This is a genomic window from uncultured Gimesia sp. (assembly GCF_963976445.1).
Classification (GTDB): domain Bacteria; phylum Planctomycetota; class Planctomycetia; order Planctomycetales; family Planctomycetaceae; genus Gimesia.
In genome coordinates, this window is sequence record NZ_CAXBKP010000034.1 from 1 (window position 1) to 18359 (window position 18359).

15 protein-coding genes are annotated in these 18359 nt (G+C 50.2%); 3 read left to right on the forward strand and 12 right to left on the reverse strand.

Annotated elements, in window-relative coordinates; genetic code table 11:
* Positions 1–1775 (forward strand): SbcC/MukB-like Walker B domain-containing protein (locus AAC022_RS24710; RefSeq protein ID WP_339735521.1); only part of this gene is annotated, 1775 nt, incomplete at its 5' end.
* A gap of 16 nt (positions 1776–1791) precedes the next feature.
* Complete coding sequence (locus AAC022_RS24715; RefSeq protein WP_339735523.1) at positions 1792–2967, forward strand: Wadjet anti-phage system protein JetD domain-containing protein; 1176 nt, start codon at positions 1792–1794, stop codon at positions 2965–2967.
* Positions 2968–2995: 28 nt separating this feature from the next.
* Here AAC022_RS24715 and AAC022_RS24720 read toward each other — a convergent pair whose 3' ends face one another.
* The 7 genes from AAC022_RS24720 to AAC022_RS24750 form a co-directional block, all read right to left on the reverse strand.
* Positions 2996–3265, reverse strand: a complete 270-nt coding sequence (locus AAC022_RS24720) for a CRISPR-associated protein Cas2 (RefSeq protein ID WP_339735524.1) — start codon at positions 3263–3265, stop codon at positions 2996–2998.
* A gap of 691 nt (positions 3266–3956) precedes the next feature.
* Complete coding sequence (locus AAC022_RS24725) at positions 3957–5129, reverse strand: ThiF family adenylyltransferase (RefSeq protein ID WP_339735526.1); 1173 nt, start codon at positions 5127–5129, stop codon at positions 3957–3959.
* Positions 5104–5868, reverse strand: coding sequence for a multiubiquitin domain-containing protein (locus AAC022_RS24730; protein WP_339735528.1), 765 nt, complete (start codon positions 5866–5868; stop codon positions 5104–5106). Before AAC022_RS24730 ends, AAC022_RS24725 begins: the two co-directional genes overlap by 26 nt.
* Before the next feature lie 94 nt (positions 5869–5962).
* Positions 5963–9376, reverse strand: a complete 3414-nt coding sequence (locus AAC022_RS24735; protein ID WP_339735530.1) for a UvrD-helicase domain-containing protein — start codon at positions 9374–9376, stop codon at positions 5963–5965.
* Positions 9366–9968 carry a hypothetical protein gene (locus AAC022_RS24740; RefSeq protein WP_339735532.1) on the reverse strand — a complete coding sequence of 201 codons (603 nt, stop codon included), beginning with the start codon at positions 9966–9968 and terminating at the stop codon, positions 9366–9368. Before AAC022_RS24740 ends, AAC022_RS24735 begins: the two co-directional genes overlap by 11 nt.
* A complete protein-coding gene (locus AAC022_RS24745) occupies positions 9965–10771 on the reverse strand; it encodes a sigma-70 family RNA polymerase sigma factor (RefSeq protein ID WP_339735534.1) in 807 nt (268 codons plus the stop codon). The genes AAC022_RS24740 and AAC022_RS24745 overlap by 4 nt, the downstream gene beginning before the upstream one ends.
* Positions 10772–11917: 1146 nt before the next feature.
* A complete protein-coding gene (locus AAC022_RS24750) occupies positions 11918–12814 on the reverse strand; it encodes a hypothetical protein (RefSeq protein ID WP_339735536.1) in 897 nt (298 codons plus the stop codon).
* A gap of 870 nt (positions 12815–13684) precedes the next feature.
* Between AAC022_RS24750 and AAC022_RS24755 the strand changes: the two genes are divergently transcribed.
* On the forward strand, positions 13685–14167 hold the full coding sequence (locus AAC022_RS24755; protein WP_339735538.1) for a hypothetical protein: 483 nt from the start codon (positions 13685–13687) through the stop codon (positions 14165–14167).
* A gap of 73 nt (positions 14168–14240) precedes the next feature.
* On the opposite strand, the gene AAC022_RS24760 is transcribed toward AAC022_RS24755, so the two are convergent.
* The 5 genes from AAC022_RS24760 to AAC022_RS24780 all read right to left on the reverse strand — a co-directional run bounded on the left by AAC022_RS24760 (position 14241) and on the right by AAC022_RS24780 (position 18315).
* On the reverse strand, positions 14241–14429 hold the full coding sequence (locus tag AAC022_RS24760) for a hypothetical protein (protein WP_339735540.1): 189 nt from the start codon (positions 14427–14429) through the stop codon (positions 14241–14243).
* 64 nt (positions 14430–14493) lie between these two features.
* Positions 14494–15624, reverse strand: coding sequence for a transposase (locus tag AAC022_RS24765; RefSeq protein ID WP_339735542.1), 1131 nt, complete (start codon positions 15622–15624; stop codon positions 14494–14496).
* On the reverse strand, positions 15625–16557 hold the full coding sequence (locus AAC022_RS24770) for a site-specific integrase (protein WP_339735544.1): 933 nt from the start codon (positions 16555–16557) through the stop codon (positions 15625–15627).
* 786 nt (positions 16558–17343) lie between these two features.
* Complete coding sequence (locus tag AAC022_RS24775) at positions 17344–17691, reverse strand: DUF3147 family protein (protein WP_339735546.1); 348 nt, start codon at positions 17689–17691, stop codon at positions 17344–17346.
* A gap of 123 nt (positions 17692–17814) precedes the next feature.
* Entirely contained in the window at positions 17815–18315 is a 501-nt protein-coding gene (locus AAC022_RS24780; protein ID WP_339735548.1) for a hypothetical protein, read from the reverse strand.
* Positions 18316–18359: the final 44 nt, after the last annotated feature.

Consider the following 18359-nt stretch of genomic DNA (forward strand, 5'->3'; position numbering starts at 1 on the left):
GTGGGGATCGAATTCCTGCCAGTTCGCTTTACCACAAATTACAATTAAAACCAAAACACCCTCTCACCCCCTGGGTGAAAGAAGAAATTCAGCAGCGTTACAATTTTCAGTGCTGTGACAGCGTTGACGAATTCGATCAGGTTTCGCGAAACGCTCTGACTGCCAACTGCCATGTGAAATTCAATCGGAAGCGGCACCAGAAAGATGACCGGGACCGGACCACCGATCCCCGTTTTTTTGTATTGGGCTGGAATAACGCTGAAAAGAAAAAGTATGTCTTACGGCACATTCAGGAACTGAATGCGGAATACGAAGTTTTACAGAATAAGATGAATTCGCTGGAAGATCAGCTTGAGGAGTTACAATCGATCAGCCAGGCTGCAGAGTTTGTATTGAAAATTACGGATTTCGACCAGATCGACATTGCACGTCACCAGGCCGCGATTGACGCACTGGTAGCGGAAAAAAAGAAACTGGAAACATCTAATAATACAGTACAGGTTCTCAAGAATCAGTTAGAGCAAGTGAAGGAACAGGAACACACTCTCAGTGTAGAACGGGATGAAAAATTAGGTCAGCAAGCTAAACTGGATGATAACATTTTACGGGTCAAAACGCTGCTGAAAAATACGCATGCTGATATCAAGAAACAGCATGAGAATGGAAATTACCAGAAACATGAGAAATATTTTCCGGAGATTGCCGACTCGATCAAAGCCGATACCCTGGCAATTGACAATCTGGAACGACGTATGCAGGACTGGAAAGAGACGACTCAGCAAACAATTGACAAGCTGAGAGAGCCCTTTGATCGGATTAAAGAAAAACTGATTGAGGCAATGTCGAAATACTTACGGGAATTTAAGGAAGAGGCAGACGATATTGATGCTAGGATTGAATCGTTAGAGAGTTTCCTGGGATTGCTAGAACAGGTGCATGAGGAAGATTTACCCCGATACGAGCGGCAGTTTAAAGACAAGTTAAATGATCAGGTCAGCCAGGAAATTGCATTATTCAACACAGAACTGCGGACTGAGCAAAAGCAGATTGAAGAAAAAATCCATCAGCTGAACAGTGCACTGAAGAAAGTGAATTACTCTCCGGCAACATATATGCGATTAAAACCGTCGCACGTCAATGATCGCGAGATCGAGGATTTTAAGCGTTCATTGCGAGAATGCCTCGACGAATCACTGGAACAGACTCCCGAAGCTAATGAAGTCCGGTTTCTACGGATTCAATCCCTGGTTCAACGATTGTCTGACAAAGAAATGTCGAGCTGGAGAAAAAAGGTAATCGATGTTCGAAACTGGTATAATTTTGTTGCAGAAGAAATTGTTTTTGAATCGGGAGAAACCCGTAGTAGCTATGATGGTAGTTCCGGTCAGTCTGGTGGAGAAAAGGCGAAACTCGCCTTTACAATTCTGGTTGCCGCTTTAGCCTACCAGCTTGATATAGACCCCGATGGCAATACTCCCGGTCGGTTTCAGTTTGTGGTCGTGGATGAAATGTTTTCCAAGGTTGATGATCAGAATGCAGAATACGCCCTTAAGCTTTTCGACCAGTTCGGACTGCAGCTTCTGATCGTGGCCCCGCTGGATGCCAAAGCCCGCGTGACCGAACCATTTGTGGATCGCTATTTATCTGTAGTCAAGGATGCGGTCACCAGCCGCTCAAAATTACTCAGTATGACAGCACAACAATATCAAAATGAGGTTCAAAAAGACTCCCCTAAGAGCCGTTCCCGGTCCCGGAATTCTCCGAGTTCAAAGTAGAATAAAGGGGGAAGTAATGCCATTAGTTTCGCCTGATGAGATTGCAGATAAAGTCAGCAAGGCTTATCCCCGTTTTCTAAAGAGTTGGGTACTCGGGAAAGCAGAAAACTTTTTTCCTTATCGGGTGAGAGTCCGACTTAAGCTGGACCCCCAAAATCCCAAAGAGACGTTTGCTGCCCATGAGTTACTGCTCTCGCATTCAAAAATTCAGCGTGGGTGGGGTTATACCGTACATCGAGAGAAGATACGGAAACGTGATTTTGGCACGAATCTGGTTCCTACTGCAATTACTGTCGATACACTCGATGATTTTTTACGACTGGCAAAAAAACAAACAGATTTTTATTCTACGCAAACTGTTGCAGAAAAGGTGCGGCTCGCTTTCCCCCAGCTTGAGGACTGGCTTATCTGTGAAGTATCGAAAATTGCGAAGCTGGCAGACTCAGTTGATGGATTGATTCAGGTTGCTCATTATCTCATCGAGCACCCCCTGCCGGATTGTTATATTCGACAATTGCCGGTTCCCATAGACACCAAATTTGTGGAACGGAATGAATCAATTTTAAAACAGTGGCTGGATAAACTTCTACCAGCGTCCGCGATTAATGTGAATGAGACCAGATTGATCCGTCGATTTGGCTTTCGAGATGGTCAGACACACCATTCCCTGCGATTACTTGATCCCGGGTTATCTGAAGAATTGAATCTGCCATTTGATGAGCTCTCACTGCCGTTGCGCTATCTGGCAGCACTGGATGCTAGAAATACCAGCGTATTTATCGTTGAAAATAACTTGAATCTACTGACACTACCTTCGTATCCACGTGGGTTGGCCATTCGAGGTGAAGGAAACGCGGTCACGCGACTTGAAGAGTTGAGTTGGCTGAATCAGAATCAGCTACTTTATTGGGGAGATATCGATGTGGAGGGCTTTCTGATTTTATCGCGTTTGCGAAATATCTTCCCGCATGTGCGAAGTATCATGATGGATCTGGAGACACTTCACAGGCATGAAGCCGCTGTTGTCAAGGGTAACCCGACCAAACCAGACTTACCCGTCAATTTGACCGAGCAAGAAGCGGAAGCATTTGATTATTGCCTGAAAAATCAATGTCGATTGGAACAAGAACGGATACTTCAAGATTTTGTTGAAGCAACAATCGGAGCGATCCCATCAGGGACAACGGTGTGATTTTAAATCCCACGATGATTTTTCTGGTTTAAAGGTGATTTCTAAGCCAATCATTGCATTCTTGTGATAAGCCAGACGTAGCCCAACCACCTTGAAGGGTAAGTACAGCAAGCTTATCATTGCCATCTAAATAAGCTGAAAGTTGATCGCGGACTTCCCCACACGACAGATTGGTTTCCACAATCCATACTGATTCAAGGCAATGCCACCATGTTCCAATGTTTTTGATTGAATCGTATAAGTCTTCGTAATTGCGACCCGGTTTAGACAGGTCATAGCTTATTAATTTTGGTGTCATTTTAGTTCCACTCCGGGTTTTCAAATAGGCATGTTTATCTCTAAGACTGTATGAATAAATTCCGTCTAACCACAGTCAGCTGTTACTTCGAGAATCGTGAGTTTGTAGCGGTGTTCGATGCGCTGAAATTGACGACGACGAGTGTCTTTTTTGCCAAGGGAGCACGAAACCCCCGTTGGCAGGCAAGTCGCAAACAGAGCTGCGTGATGCCTCTCAACCTTCACAACAACGGCTTATTTTCATTCAGCCCTAATCCGAGTGCGAAGCCATTGCATCGCACGATTCCATAGACCTGTCTTAGGCAACGGAGTCGGTTCAGTAGGTGCTATGGGTTCGGTGTGGTCTGGCTTTCGCTGGTAATAGCGTGCTTTCGCCATTCGGTCGCGCTGTTGTTCAGATACAACTTGCTCATCAGTCCATGGGGGTGCTTCGATGGCGCGCCCTTGCTTGATGATGTAGTGCGAACGACACGGGAGATTCCAATTGCCCACGCTGGGTGCTAGGGTGATGCTCTCCCCGTCATAGACAATCCTCCAGTCTGTGGGAGTGAGGGGAGTGACGATCTCTTCTCCGCAGCCACAACAGCAGCTATGGGCTACTGATCCAAACTCCATTGAGATATAAAGAATTCCCGGCTGTAGGCTCTCGGGGAGGTGCTCTACAAAACGGTGCTCTAGTTGCGTGTGCCGAATCATGCAGCCTCCCCGTTTACTAGCAGGTTCCCATCTACCGTGTAGGTAGAGTGAAGCTGGTTTTCGAGGTCGCAATAAAATCCCCTCAGCTTTTTCCATTGGAGAACGGCATGCACACCATTGAGAGCGTTCAGCTCGGCTACCTGGACGTTTGACGCATAGAGGGCATCTTGCCCCCCACTATCGAATGAGACCCGAGCGCGAAACTCGGCCCGATTATCAGGTACACTTGCGGTGGTTCGGACGATGCCGGTGATGCCGCTCTCTGTGGCCTCAAGCCCCATCCCAGCATCGACAAAATCGATGCCTAAAGACTCCAGCTTATCGACGATGACACGTTTGGACTCACCTGAGTCGATAGCCAAGAACGCGAAGGTAATGTCATCGAGCAGGTGGAGGTTCTCGGGAGTGATGCGTGTGTCGTGGGCAACTACGTTGCGGTGCATCTTGGAGTAGACCTCCGCAAGATAGTCCACTTTCCTGGGCGTCCCACGAAGCTCCTTAATTGACGGTGCACCGGGTGCTCGAAACGCGTTATGTGAAAGGAAGTCGTCATCGTCGAACAGCTGGATTTCCGAAACGCAAGTCTTCGCCACGAGGTCGAGGATATACGAGCCGGTGCCACCAAGGCCGATGATCGCGACTCGCTCGTTAGCTAGCCGATCGGCGTAGGCACCAATGCCAGCACGGTCCGTAGCGGTGTCGGCGTAGCAGTGAACCGGTGCCGAGCTACTATCATCGGTTCGATACGTCTTCGGGCTTACTTCGGGGTCAATTTGCCGGGCGTGCCCGGCAAGGATTGAGGTGTAGGTCGTCATCTTTTGGTAGTAGTCCTGATAGTCCTCTTTAGGCTTGCTAGAGAACAGGTGCTTGGCTCGGAGGCCGCATCCTAGGTCGAAGTCTTTGCTAGAATTCACGATTGCTTTGATGGGATTTCCATCTGCCTGGTACGGAAGCTCCCCGTCGAAATACGCCTTGTGTGTATCGGGCTTGCGGGTCTCATCCCCAGCCAATGTGAGGCTGGAGATGAGTACGCCAGTTTTGACCTTCCCCTCGGAATTGACATAGGGAACGTCCCGCAAGACCAAATAGCCGCCGCAGATTTCCACGGCATACCCTTCATCTCGTAGCCGTTTGAGGTCTGGGTTACGACTGAACAGTTGAGCTGACATTGAACACCGTTCCTTTCTTCTTGACTTCCACGGTACCACCCAAGCTCAGTTCGCCAGTGTGGGGTTTAGAGGCTGCCTTACGAAACGTCATCGAGAAGAGGACGTTGTCGTCATGCGGCCCCGGGAAAGCGAGTGCTACAATTTGAGAGTAGGTGACCGTCTTGTCCGGCACAGTTTTTGGGCGAGCATTGACGAATATCTCGTAGACAACAGGTTTGCACTTGGCCGTGATAAACCGTTCTATGCCCGCTTCATCAAGGTCAAAGACGTCATCGGCAACGACCTGCTCGTCCTCTCCTCCTCGCACTTCTAGGTAGATCGCGTCGCCTTCTTCAGGCTCGGCGAGGCGAATGAGTTCCGCGCCTGAGATTAGCGGCTTGCCCCAGCGGACCTGGTCATCATTGATCGTGAGTTTGTATTCCCGATCCGTGCGGAAAAGCACGAATCGCTCGGCCCCCTTCGCACGAAGGTCGAAGGGCTCATCGAGACGAAGATCCTCGAAATCCCCGTTCTTTAGAATGGCGAAGACGCTGAATTCGCGAACATCATCGACGCCAGCAGTCTCAGCAATCTGACGGCCCAGTGGGACTGGGTCGTGAAGAATGACCGAGCGAAATTCTAGGTCGCTTTTGCTGACCTTAATTCGGTAGGCCGATGCCTCGCGTACGGCTCGACCGGCACGGATAGCGGCGCCGATGTCGACGACGTCATCCTCTGTAGTAGTTTGATTGGGTTCCATGGGAATAGACCTCCTGCATTGTTTCAGTGATTCTCCGATGGCCACTCCATCGAAGCTGAAGGTCTAATCGCCCCAAGTTCGCCAAACCGGAAACTCAATCTAGAGTTTTTATTTCCAGCGGTCCGGCAGGGACAGCCCCGCAGACGAAGAAGGCGGGGCAGCGGGGGCAGGAGATGCTTGGCTTGAGCGGGAACTCGCCAGCCTGCACAGCAGAGAAGGCATCCGAGATAGAGCGTTCTCGGTTCTGCAGCTTCTTCGAAGTGAGGTCGATGGAAGCGACCTTGCCGTCGCTGAGGTAGACGAGTTCAACCCGGCAGCCCGAGGAGTGTGACTTAGCAGCGATATGAAAGGCGGCTGCCGCTAGGCTATCGCCGTCAGAGCTGCCTTTGTGCCCGGTTCGGATACGCCGCATGGAGACAACTCCATCTTCTGCCCTCAGCATCTGGTCGGGCGTGACGAGGACCTTACCCCCAGGGACCGGGAATCGCAACTCAGGAATCTGCTCAGTGGCCATTCCTGCCATCGAATCGACGTAGTAACGTACGAGCTGCGAGGCAATTCGGCGATACTCTTCATTGTATCCGTGGTCGATGGGGCCCCGAGCCTGCCAGGCCACCTCAAGCTGATCCTCAACCTCGGTGAGCAATACGGACTCTGTGGGCAGTTCAGACACCGAGTCAATAGCCTGCTGCACGGCTGCGTGAAGCTGCATGAACGCCGATTCCGTTCGTCTGCCGCCTATCGCCAAAATATGCGTGTAGAAAAATCTACGCGGGCATTTTTCGTAGAGAGCTAGTTGGCGATCCGTAAATGTAAACGCGCCGTCGATGGTGAGCGGTACGGCAGAAGCATCCTTTGCTCCATTGGCTGTTTGACCTGACAAATCTTGATGCTCCACCTTCCCTTGCAGTCGCGTTAAGAATGGGGACCGCTGCCTCGCACGGCCTGTCGGGCCAACCGAGGGGTGATACAAGAACATCCGGTCACGAGCGCGAGAGAGTGCCACGAAGAACAGGCACTCCTGTTCCTCGCTCACGCCATCGTGTGTTGCTTGAAGGGATGACCCTTCGGCTCCCTCGATCATTCCATTCGGTGGGAGCAGCGTTCCTGCTAGGCACTGGCCGGGACTCCGGGGAAGGGCCGATTTGGTTAGGCCAGGAAGATGAACAGCTTCAAACTCAAGACCCTTGCTCCCGTGGATTGTCATCAGCCGAATAGCGTCGATGCCTTGCGCGGCTGCGGGAAGCTGCCGAAGGTCGCGCTCATCGGAATGCAATAAAAGCCTGCGAATTCTCTCAAGCACTCGGACGATTGGTAGGCCGGGGCCGGGCGGCTGGTTGCGAAGAAAGTTCATGAACTGCCAAATTGCAATGCCCTTTGTACGAGCCGCGACAGAGTCGCTGTTCGCAATTGACGACAAAATCTGCGATCTATCAAGGAGCAGATCGGCTAGCGTGGTCCACGGAGTCGCGGTCGCCTCAAAACCTTTGAGTAGCGCAGCAATGAGTTGAATTTGATCCTGAGTGGTCTGCGGAAGGGTGGTATGGAAGTTGGCATCGCGTAGCCAGTCGAGCGGTTCTGATTCATGCTCTCTAAGCTGCGTCAAGATCGACGCGACGTCAGCTAGGGGAAGCTCGTAGCTCGGAATCGTCGCGAGTCGCAGCAGTCCCATCGCTCGTCGGTCAACGAGCAAAGAGAGAATGGCTAGCAGGTCTTTGATTTCAGGTCGTTCAAAAAGGCTGCCGAGATAGAGCACCGGAACACCAAGTGACTCTAGGCCCTTGGCAACTTTGGCTAGACGGTCGTTACCAGTGCAGAGTATCGCCTGATCAGAGTAGCTGTGCCCGGCGGCAAGCAGCTCCTCTATCCCGTCTTTGACGGCAAGTATCTCGCCTTCATTCGTGCCAACCTTGCGGCACTCGGGAGTCCGACCAGAATCCCCGCGATCTGCCACAAGCGAGATATCTTGCCCGCTGGCCACTGACATAGTCGAGGCGAACTCTACGAATGTGTCCCGTATTTCGCCCACGCTTCGGTAGTTTACACTAAGTCGCCCGCGCTGCGCCCCAGGAAAGTCTTCGTTCCCAAATCTGCTGGTGTTATACGAAGACGCTCCGCGAAAGCGATAGATTGATTGCTTTGCGTCGCCGACGGCCCAGAGGTTTTCCCCATTACCCGTCAAGAGCTTGAGCAGCTTCACGCTAGCTCGATTGACATCCTGAAACTCGTCGACAAGAACATGGGCGTAGAGAGAACTGAGGTAATCGGAGACCTCTGAGTCCGACTCGGCGAGGCGGATTGGCATCGACACTAGGTCGCCGAAATCCACACAGCCATGATCGCGTTTCAGCTTCTCGTAGACCTCGAAGACTTTGGCAACCTCAAGGCACCGCTCTGCATCCGCTGTTTCTTCGTCTGATTCTGCATTCGCCAGCATGCTCTCTGAAAGAGCACGGTAATGGTCGGGGGAAGCTACCTCGTCATTTGCGCGAGAAATTGCATCCAGCACCTGACTAAGCGGTCGTGAAGGGTCCCACAAGTTACGAAGGTGCGTGAGCTGAAGCCGTGGATACTCCTGTTCGAGTAAATCAATCGCGTCAGTTCGGTCCAAGAGGCGGGGCTCAGTCGGTAGCAAGAGTCGATCGTGGAACCGCCGAATGATGTCCAGCCCGAATGCGTGGAACGTGCCAATCCACATGCCGTTGGCGGCTTCTGGATGACGGACGGCGATACGTTCAGACAGCTCACCGGCTGCCTTGTTAGAGAACGTGAGGACAAGAATCTTATTCGGAGTGACGTCAGATGTGAGAAGGTGGTTCACACGTCCAACGAGCGTTTGTGTTTTTCCCGTACCAGGCCCGGCCTCTAGCAAGTAGGGTGTTCCTACGTGCTCAATCGCTAGCTTTTGGTCCTCATTGGGAGGACGAGGTTGCTCAGGACTTGCTTCCTTGAGGATAACCTCAGGAAGTATCAGTGCATCGAATAGTTGCTGGGCAACTACAGAAAAAGGAGCTTGGCATTGGGCTGCGATCAGGCTTGCAGTCTTTTGTTCATCAAGGTACAAAGCGCGCACCCAAGAACGAGGGAGGAGCAGCTCTCGTGCGAACAAGTCCATTTGGACTTCACGACGTTGCTTGCAGTTATAGTCGACCACGCGGTCAATGCCGACAGGTGAAGCTTCGGTAGTCCTTAGCGGGTCTGCCTTTATGGTAGACGCGAAGTCATTTGCGCCCCCGAATTCGACATGACCGACTTCATGAGCAACAAGAAACGCATCGGCAAAAAGATCACCACTATTCTCATGGAGAATTAGCAGGGCTTCGGGGTCATAGAGCGCCCGACTGCCGTGCAAGCGGAGATCACCTAGTGGAACTCTCTCAACTTCGATACCACGCCGGACTGCCTCAGCAACTGCAAAAAAGTAGGGCTCGCATGGGTTGTTGCCACGACCAACTGCTTCCGCATGAAGCCGTGCACCGTTTTGCCTGCTAATCTCATTAAGGTCCATCGGTTCCGCAGTCCTTCAATAAAGCCTGACGATTCTCATCTGGCATCTCGGTCGTATCAACCAGCTCTTTGAACGTCATCTGGCCTTGCAGCTCTGGCTTTTCATCAGACTTGAATTCAGCGGCAATCGCCAACTGCGGAGGAAGTGAGAGATATTCGAGCACGGTACGTGTTTCTGTTTCTCCCGCCTTCGCTAGGCTAGCAATAAACTGCTTTGGAATGGATGCAGGAGTGACAAGTCTGTCTCGGAACGCGACAAGGAACGCGCGAGGAACATTCATTGCGGTAGCTAAATTAATAAATGCCTGACCACGGAGTTTCTCACCGAATGTCTCAGCAGCTGAAGCCTCTTCGCTAGCTGGTTTGCAACGAACAAACTGATTCCAAGCTTCCTGGGCCGAAGGATCTGCGACGGGCGCAGTTTCCACACAGGCAAGAGCCTCTGTGAATTGCAGCTCATGCAGGACGTCGAGCAGATCCTCGGCGTACTTCGGGTACTTTTCTAAATAGCGACTAAGCGTTTCTTCGTCATGTTTCGGCTCTACTGAAAATGCGTAGAGAACGTCTTCCAAGTCTTTGTCTTTTGAACTCATTGCTCGCTCCCTTCTTCACCAATTGCATTTCGCAGCGTCTGATATGCCCGGTCACGGCGGTTTCTTACGGTCCTTCCCGTGCAACCGAGCAGATTTGCAATTGACTGTGTGCCTGGGTCCTTCGATTCAATTGGCATGTCTTGTACATGGATCAGCTGAATAATCCGCCTCTGATCTGGGGGTAACTGGTCAATCGCCTGAAGTTGCTCAAACCGGAAAAACATTTCCTCGGGACTTGGTAGATTTCGCATGCTAGCAAGACGGGCTTCCATCTCCGCAGTCAATGAGCCGGATTCTTCTTCGTATTCAGCTGGTTGTTCACGATCTCTATGCTTTGTCAGAGCCTTCTTGGCGGTAGAACGCAGCCTAGAAATAGCCATATTGAAACGAACTTCGTAGAAATCTAGGCGTTCGTTGTACGCCTCGCGGTCCTTGCAGAGGATTTGTAGAAACTTATCGAGCACTCTTTCTTGAAGGTCCGCAGCATAACTAGAAGCCGGGACATACTGCTCGGTACCAATACGGCGATACCTCACAGGGGTAAGCTTCATTACTCGGATGCGGAGCACTTCAAATAGAGCTTGGTAGGGTAAGGCGTCACCTTTTTCACGGGAGAGTCGGACAAAATGCATTACGCACTCTGTAGGCACAAAGCCTAGTTCGCCCTCAGCGACGTTCGCCGCACGGGTGGCCACTTCCTCGATAGGGATCTCGTACAGACTCTCAAGCGCAGCCTGAATCTCAGGGGGGCGTTCATACGGCACCTCCTCGGCTGTCGTCAGCTTACGTAGTTCTGGTATCAAGGAAATCCCCTCCGTCTACTATCCAATCTTGTTCTGCACTTCACGCAGGAAGCCGCGCTCGGCAAATCAGGTTTGCCTAACCGTCTGCTTGGAAGAAAAAGCAGAGTATAGCATATGTGATGTAAGCGTGACCCTGAATCTCGATGATCTCCACTGGGACATCGAACGGATTTCGCAATAGAATCGTCACCGGAGATATTTTGCCGGCCTCGAATGACGCCTCTCTTATCGTCACATCGAGGTGTCCGTACGCGTCAGAAGTTGTCGTCGATCCTTGGTGTGTCTGATATCGTGTTGATATTGGAGCCTAACTTGTAATTATCAATCTAACGCGTCACGATGGCGAATTTGCGTGCAAACGTGACGTCACAAAATCCCAGTAAGTCGAAGAAATACCAGTAGGAGTTCCATTTTATCGAGATGCTTGGTGTGTAATCAACCTTCAGGATATCGTTCTTCTGGTCAGTGGGATAAATTGTTCACCGGGCTGCGAACCTCGCGGCCGCCACAGTTGAAAACACACAGTCCCTGTTCGAGATATCGTTCGTTTGAGTTGACGGTCAGCGATACGACGAGTTTCGCGGACAAAATTGAGCGGTCGGACTGGCATGGATCAATTTCAGATCAGATCGAAGTGACGCGAAACCGTTTAACGGTGGTATTCTCGAACACCATATAATTGGCCGCGAGAACTTAGTCGCTCACGTGCACTAAGGACCAACACCACCTCATTCCTTCTGCTTCTTTGGATACACGGCAGGAGACATTTATGGTTACCACTACTGACACGCGTTTTCACGTTACACCGCAAGGCAACGTTGCCGTCTCCCTGACCTTGGCCACCGGAGTTCACAGACATTGCAATGTCCATAAAAATGCTGAAAAGTGTGAACACGCCGAAGCCAATCATTGATGGGCGAATATTCGTGGCGATTCGATGTCGGCTGAGTTTTTTGACCCCAAGGGATCGACTCATCACTTGCAGAACGTCCTGCTGCCGCTCCGTGATGACCACCTTGCCTGGCATGAGAGACCTCACTGTCTCAGTTGAGAAACTGTAAACTCTCGGAAGTTTGCCACAAAACTCCGATTCCAAGCCACACCGATTGGCGGATCGACATCTAGTCTCTCGTGGCTCCAGCCTCGCTACTCGCCCTTCTTTGCCGTCGCCAGTCGCGCTTGCGAATCCGCCAAATCGAATTGTCGCCGAGCCGTTTCGTATGCTCCGAGTGACCCGGCCCGCGAACGCTGTACGGCGTGTTGATCAAGTTGCACCAATGTCTGAAGCTTTTTCTGGTACTCGCTCATCTTGCCGTTCACAAAGGCCAATTCAGCTTCCAAGTCGATCGTTACACGTTTGAGATCGGCGATGGCTATTGGCGACAATCTGCCGTAGGACGCCTGCAATTCTTGCTGGTTGAAGGCGACTAGGATTTCGAGGTATTTGATCACACTCTCTTTATCGTCTTTGACGACTGCCAATTCGTAATAGGCTTGGGCCAGTTCTTTCTGCGACTGGCGTAATGTGGCCCGGTCGATCCGTTTTTGTGCGAAGAGTCGAGCATTTACTTCCGCCGATATTTTCACGGTCGCAGTCAATTGCCCCAATGCGAGGATTTGCGCCTGCTTGTCCCCTGATGCATTCGCGAGACGCACTCGGCGATAAACCGCTTCTTGTTCGATCATCGCCAGTTGAGCCGCGTTGATTGCTCCTTGAGCGGCTGCGGTCCGCGATTGCTGCAAAGCGACATTGTCCTGCTCGACCAAAAACCGCAATTGCGCGACCACTTCGCGTTGGTTTCCTTCTGCTTCAGCCAACAGGATCTTCGATTCAGCCAATGCCTCGCGGACTTCCCGCACCTTGTCCGGAGAAACGCGACCGACATCGTAAAAACGAAGCAAGTCCGACAACGCCTTCTCGGTTCGTGTAACCGCAGTCCGGGCATAACGCACGAGTGCTTCATTCTGGCGACCTGTTTGGGAATACGCGGTCGAAGTCAGCAACAAAACAACACAAACAAAGAACAATCCAACAGCACGCATGGTGACGATTCCTAATCAAGTGACCTTCCCCCGATCTTAGAACCAGCCTAAGTGAGAGAATCGAGGTTCATGGGGCCGGTGTTCTTCTGGAGTGAGGCCGTATCTATAGTATTGCATCTATAGTAATTCTACGCAGATATAAAAAAAAAGAATACACAACAATGTGTAAAAATAGGATGAAACTCATTGAGCAAGTCAAACAGAAAACGTTCGTTTTAGCAAATAGCTGGAAAATCAGTGTCTCATCAATTTAATCTATACGTGCTGAATATGATCTTGCTGTAAGCGAAATCAAAATACTATAATTTGTTTTTAATGATGAAAACCGTATTCCATTAGAATGCTGAAGTTCCCCGGAAATCGTGAATCGTTAAAGCAGAAGAAGCCAGACTTAAAATTACTGGGTTCGAAACGTAAAAATATAGCTTTTCCACAAAATCTTCCGCCGAGTGGTAATACCGTAAGTGGTTGAAGTATAAGGATATGCTGTAATGTTACGTAATGAAGGTATGGAAGCTGTCCTCTTCAGAGAACGCGAATTAAACCTTAATGAGAAAATCCCCACTTCACCCAAATCGTTAAAGTCAAAAACCAAGGTTTCTCGAAATAGTTATCCTGTGCAATGTAACATTGCTTAACTGCCTCAGGGTTGTCGGACCGATGCTAGTTTTAGACAGGCAGTGGGCATGCTGCGTGATCCTGATAGAGAGGAGAGGGTCAACATCCGCTGTCATGTCGGTCTTCCCTGAATAATTTTAACCGTTTTCACTAGTTCATATATAGTCAATTGATAATAGACAGAAACCCTGATAGATTTAGACAGAATCAAATTCTGTCTATCAATAGTTATGCCCAAAAGCTCTAGCATCCATGCATAAGTTCTATTCGACCAAATACATCTTCGGATTCGGATCCGCCATCATTGTTGTTGGTGCTGATGAGCAACAGGACCCCCATCGATACCGCGCTGAAGCATTCGTCGGATTTCCAAAAACTGTTCACCCTCCGCGAGTCGCTTTTGACCGTATCACGTACAAGACTCCAGATGAACAAATTGATCCGCTGGAGGATCTGACCACTGATGTCATGGGTATGTTCGATGAGGGCCTTTACTTGGCCGAAAAGCTGGTTGGGCATTTTCAAGAATGCGCATGCCGCAAATCGCGTGACAGCTCATGGCTCGACGAAATACTATTCAACGAACTGGACGAACGCGACATTCGGAAAGCATGGGTACATGGCTACTACCACGAGACCTTCAAAACAATTGCCAAGCAATGCCAGACTGAATCGCTGAAGTCAGCATTCGCAGAACTCAAGAAGTACCCACTCTTTATCCGTGGTGGGGCATAACAAATAAGAATTTGACATCGCGTAGTGACGCAGGAACGGAGCCGATGTTCAAGTTCTCTGTTCAGGAAGGTCGTTAGCGGCGGGCGCCTATGGGATTTGCTTCCAGCAGCCTGCCTTGGAGCGGACGATTGATAGCCCAGTTTGCGTTGGACAGGTGGGCGATTGCCTTTGTTTGACTCTTGGTGGTATCCAAGTGGCAGTTTTTTCGATAGCTAGTGGAGTTTTCGGTCCATTTTTCGATGCGAATACGATGAAGGCGCATATCTTCCTCGCCTCGCTTCCCGGTTGCGATTTTCGAATTTCGAATTGTAGATATTCGGCAAGGATCATGGTGGCCCCCGCGCCTGAAGCTGTCGTTGCCAGATCAGCTTGCCCGTTTCGTTGGTGATCGCCAGCAGTTCTAACTCGCCTCCACAGTCGCTGCACGTTGGAGCGGGCGGCTTGGTGACTTTTGGCTGAAGCATGGCGCTGCCAAGCCAGAACGTCCATCTACGCCAGAGCCAAACGAGCCAACGAACTTCTGCCAGTTTTAGTTTGTGGTTGGGGCTCATCCAACCGTAGTAACGAATCTTCTGAAAGCCACTTGGCAAGATATGTTGAACGAAACTCGCGACGAACTGTTGCCCGGTTGCCCGTCGTGACACGTAGTGATGACTGCCCGTCAGCTTGACCCGATACGTAACTCCTTTTTCATCGACTTGTTCGATCCGGTTGTCGCTGATGGCCACCCGATAAACGTAAGGCGAAAGGTATTTCAACACCGCCCGGCCATCACCGACAGGTTGGATGTTCACGACCCAGTTCTTTTTCAAGACGCCGTCAGGCAGCTTGGAATACAAACCGGCTTCCTTCATCGCTTCGGCAAACCGCTGTTTGTACAGCTGCAAGGCAGGACGTGGATGAAACAGCTGGTCTTTGTTGACCTGTAACCATTGCTTTCCGTCCTTGCTCACTCCACCGCCGGGAACAACGAAGTGAACGTGAGGATGGTAAGCCTGCAAGTCGCGGCCCCAGGTGTGGAGCACGCCAAAGAAGCCAATCTTGTCACTGCCAAGGTTCCGGGGAACCTTGAGTAACGTTCGAATTGTTTCGCTACCCGCTTTGAAGATTGCGTTGTAACCCTCTTTTTGGTTGGCGCGCAGCAGTGGCCGCAGCTCCTGAGGAACCGTGAACGTCACGACAAAATGTTGCACTGGCAGTATCTTTTCGGTTTGGCTGGCGAGCCACAACGTTGTCTTGAGTTTTTGGCAATTGGGGCAGTGTCGGTTTCCACACGACCGTCCGACCCAATGCGTTCGCTCACAAGACTTGCACCGATAGATGACACTCCCGAGTCTGCCCGTTCGGCAACGCATGATGTAGCTGAGTACCTTGCGGTGGCCCAGCGGTACGCGTTGGTTGAACGACTCGAGGTAACCGGGAGCGTGTTGCCGAAGTGCATCGGCAACGGTCGGCATCTACTTGTCGCTAAACCTTCGTGGCAGTGGCTTTCGAACAAAGAGCTGGTTGATCAACTTCTGGGTGTCGGCCTCAGCGGTCTCGGTAAGATGCAGGTAAATCATCGTGGTCTGGAGGCTGGTGTGACCGAGGTACTTCTGAATCGCCTTGAGACTTGCTCCCGCTTCGAGGAGATGAGTGGCGTACGAGTGCCGCAGAGTATGGGTTGATACTTTTTTGCCAAACTTCAATTGTTTGGTGATCTTCTTGATCGCTCCCTGGGCAGCAGTCATGCTCATTGGTGTCGTGGCTGTCGCCCCCTGACGATGATTGCGGCCATCAGCGGGAAACAGAAACGTCGGGTTACGATGAGTTATCCAGTATTCTCGCAGCCACACCAAGGTGGATGATGGTAAGGGGACGTAGCGGTCCTTGGCCCCTTTGCCACGGTGGATATGAACCATCATGCGTTGTCCGTCGATATCTCCGACGTGAAGATTGAGTCCTTCATCGATTCGCAGTCCGAGGGAATAGACAGTCCAGAAGAACGTCGCCATCCGAATCGTCGTGCAAGCATCAATGATTTGTTGCACTTGGCCTGGGGTGATGACTTCCGGAAGCGATTGAATATTCTGAAGTTTGGTTTCGGAAAGTGTTCTCCAATCACGCCGGCAAGTTCGGGTAAAGAAGAATTTGGTTCCGCTAAAAGCAACTCGAAGCGATCCATACGCGAACTGCTTCTCGATCTTCAAGTGCAGGAGCCACTGTCGCAGTTGCTCTTCGGTAACTTTGTCGGGCGAACACTTTGAATAGTCGGCCAATTGCCGGACTGCTCGCAGGTAGCCGTGGATGGTTCGCTGTGCCATGCCGGCCAAATGAAGGTCGTCAGTCATCTGATCATAAAGCTTGCCGTTGAAATAGTCGGAGCAGACAGAGTTGTTGTAATTCGCCATCAGATCTTCTCTTTCGTAAAGTGATTGGAACACAAAGAGAAAACGTGGCTCCCACTTGAGGCAAATGCTCGACTTTTTTCAGAAATTTCACTATAATTCAGCAATGAAAACTACGCCGCGATAGCGGCTTACTTGAACAAACAGTTGGACACGGAGCCGCGACCGTGCAGGTTCTGAATTCAATGTCTTTCGCCCCAGCGCCGGTTCCCGCGAACGTTATGCTCGTCCGGTCGCCAATACCGACTGTAATTGGCGTCAACTCCAACACGCAGAAGTTAGTCAACCTTCTGTGGTGAAGCAGAGTCTCCAACTCGCGTCGGTGTTAAAGATCGAAGTAAAATAAGTTTGCGAATCGTCGTCTTCGAAACCCTGACTTGAGTTCTCGGACGAGCCAAATATCGACCCATTTCGCGAAATGGCATTGATCGAATAGTACTTGAGGTTAGTGCATCGGCCGCGAGCGTTTCGTTCGATATCGAACGCAAGATCAATTTTCCGCGAAACTCGTCGTTTGCCGTACAGCAAACAAAAACGAACGGGCGTGAAACTATGAAGGAAGCCTACTCAGGTATGATTGCGGGATATACCACAAACCGTACCACGGATCAAGATCAATCACCCGTTGAACCGTTTATTTCAAACAGGTTTTTTCAACACGCCCGGTGGTATTCTCGGATTCACAAGAAAAAATATTTGTAAATTATGGCTAAGCTATAAAAATTTCAGATTTTGCAAATTCAGCGTCGTGACCATCGAAATGATGAACTGGAAAATGAGATTCCCTTACTACTCCTGAATCCCGAACTTTCCAAGACAAAAAACCATTCCAAAGTAGAGAGTAATCATTAACACCGTTGAAATACTGAAACTGGTACCGAAGCCCATTCCTTTCTTGAGTAAAAAAGGCAGTATGAGAAAAAAAGATAATGAAGGTAGGACTAGCCAGAATACACTTTTTGAAAGTTCCGAAACCTTCTCGGTACTACCTGTGTCGATATATAGCCAGATCATTCCAAGAAAAGAGACCAGTGGCAACGAAGCGAGAATTCCACCCCAAAGTGAGCTACGCTTGGATACTTCCGATACAGCAACTACCAAACCGGTAGTGAGCAGAATTTTAAGAACATAGTACATTATCTGCTTCCATCGTATTTAGAGAATTTATGCATTTGAGTATCCGACTGTATCCAAAGGCCACCGCTACCGTTTTACCGGACGCGGCGACCTCAATGGAAACCATAATTATCACCAGGCAGTTTATTCTTTGAACTCTCCTTGAGAGGGCTTGCCATCGACCTCACCAAGAACCGTGCCCTCAAAGTCGGCAACATTACCGATGCCAGGATCAGTCCCTAAGAATTTCGTCGCCTTCCCGTCGGTTTCATCCTGGGGAAACAGTTTGACTGTCATGGGGGGAACGACTTTTCCTTCTTTTGTCTTTGTCTCTTTTGTGGTTAGTGTCAGCTCTTTGGCTGTAACCGCTACGGGTGTTTTCTCGTCGTTACCGATAAAAAGGATCATACATTCATGCTTGGGATGATCCACTGTGAATTCGGCGTGATATTTTCCCAAATCAAACACTACCCCGCCATTTGGTCCTGAACCGTGTGGTGCATGTTCTTCTTTGCTAGCAACTTCATTCTTTTTTTCAGGTTGCTGTGCAGTTTCAGATTTTGGAGCGTCTGTAGTGCCTTTGTCTGCGCATCCCGTGACGATGAGAGCTGCCAAAAGTAAGCCCAGCGATTTTGTGTACATCATTTCGTGTTCCTTTGCATCATAGAAATAGTTAAAGCGTATTAAAT

Coding starts and splice junctions, on each gene's coding strand:
- AAC022_RS24715 (WP_339735523.1), top strand. CDS start 1,792: ATGCCATTAGTTTCGCCTGATGAGATTGCAGATAAAGTCAGCAAGGCT.
- AAC022_RS24720 (WP_339735524.1), bottom strand. CDS start 3,265: ATGACACCAAAATTAATAAGCTATGACCTGTCTAAACCGGGTCGCAAT.
- AAC022_RS24725 (WP_339735526.1), bottom strand. CDS start 5,129: ATGTCAGCTCAACTGTTCAGTCGTAACCCAGACCTCAAACGGCTACGA.
- AAC022_RS24730 (WP_339735528.1), bottom strand. CDS start 5,868: ATGGAACCCAATCAAACTACTACAGAGGATGACGTCGTCGACATCGGC.
- AAC022_RS24735 (WP_339735530.1), bottom strand. CDS start 9,376: ATGGACCTTAATGAGATTAGCAGGCAAAACGGTGCACGGCTTCATGCG.
- AAC022_RS24740 (WP_339735532.1), bottom strand. CDS start 9,968: ATGAGTTCAAAAGACAAAGACTTGGAAGACGTTCTCTACGCATTTTCA.
- AAC022_RS24750 (WP_339735536.1), bottom strand. CDS start 12,814: ATGCGTGCTGTTGGATTGTTCTTTGTTTGTGTTGTTTTGTTGCTGACT.
- AAC022_RS24755 (WP_339735538.1), top strand. CDS start 13,685: ATGCATAAGTTCTATTCGACCAAATACATCTTCGGATTCGGATCCGCC.
- AAC022_RS24760 (WP_339735540.1), bottom strand. CDS start 14,429: ATGCGCCTTCATCGTATTCGCATCGAAAAATGGACCGAAAACTCCACT.
- AAC022_RS24765 (WP_339735542.1), bottom strand. CDS start 15,624: ATGCCGACCGTTGCCGATGCACTTCGGCAACACGCTCCCGGTTACCTC.
- AAC022_RS24770 (WP_339735544.1), bottom strand. CDS start 16,557: ATGGCGAATTACAACAACTCTGTCTGCTCCGACTATTTCAACGGCAAG.
- AAC022_RS24775 (WP_339735546.1), bottom strand. CDS start 17,691: ATGTACTATGTTCTTAAAATTCTGCTCACTACCGGTTTGGTAGTTGCT.
- AAC022_RS24780 (WP_339735548.1), bottom strand. CDS start 18,315: ATGATGTACACAAAATCGCTGGGCTTACTTTTGGCAGCTCTCATCGTC.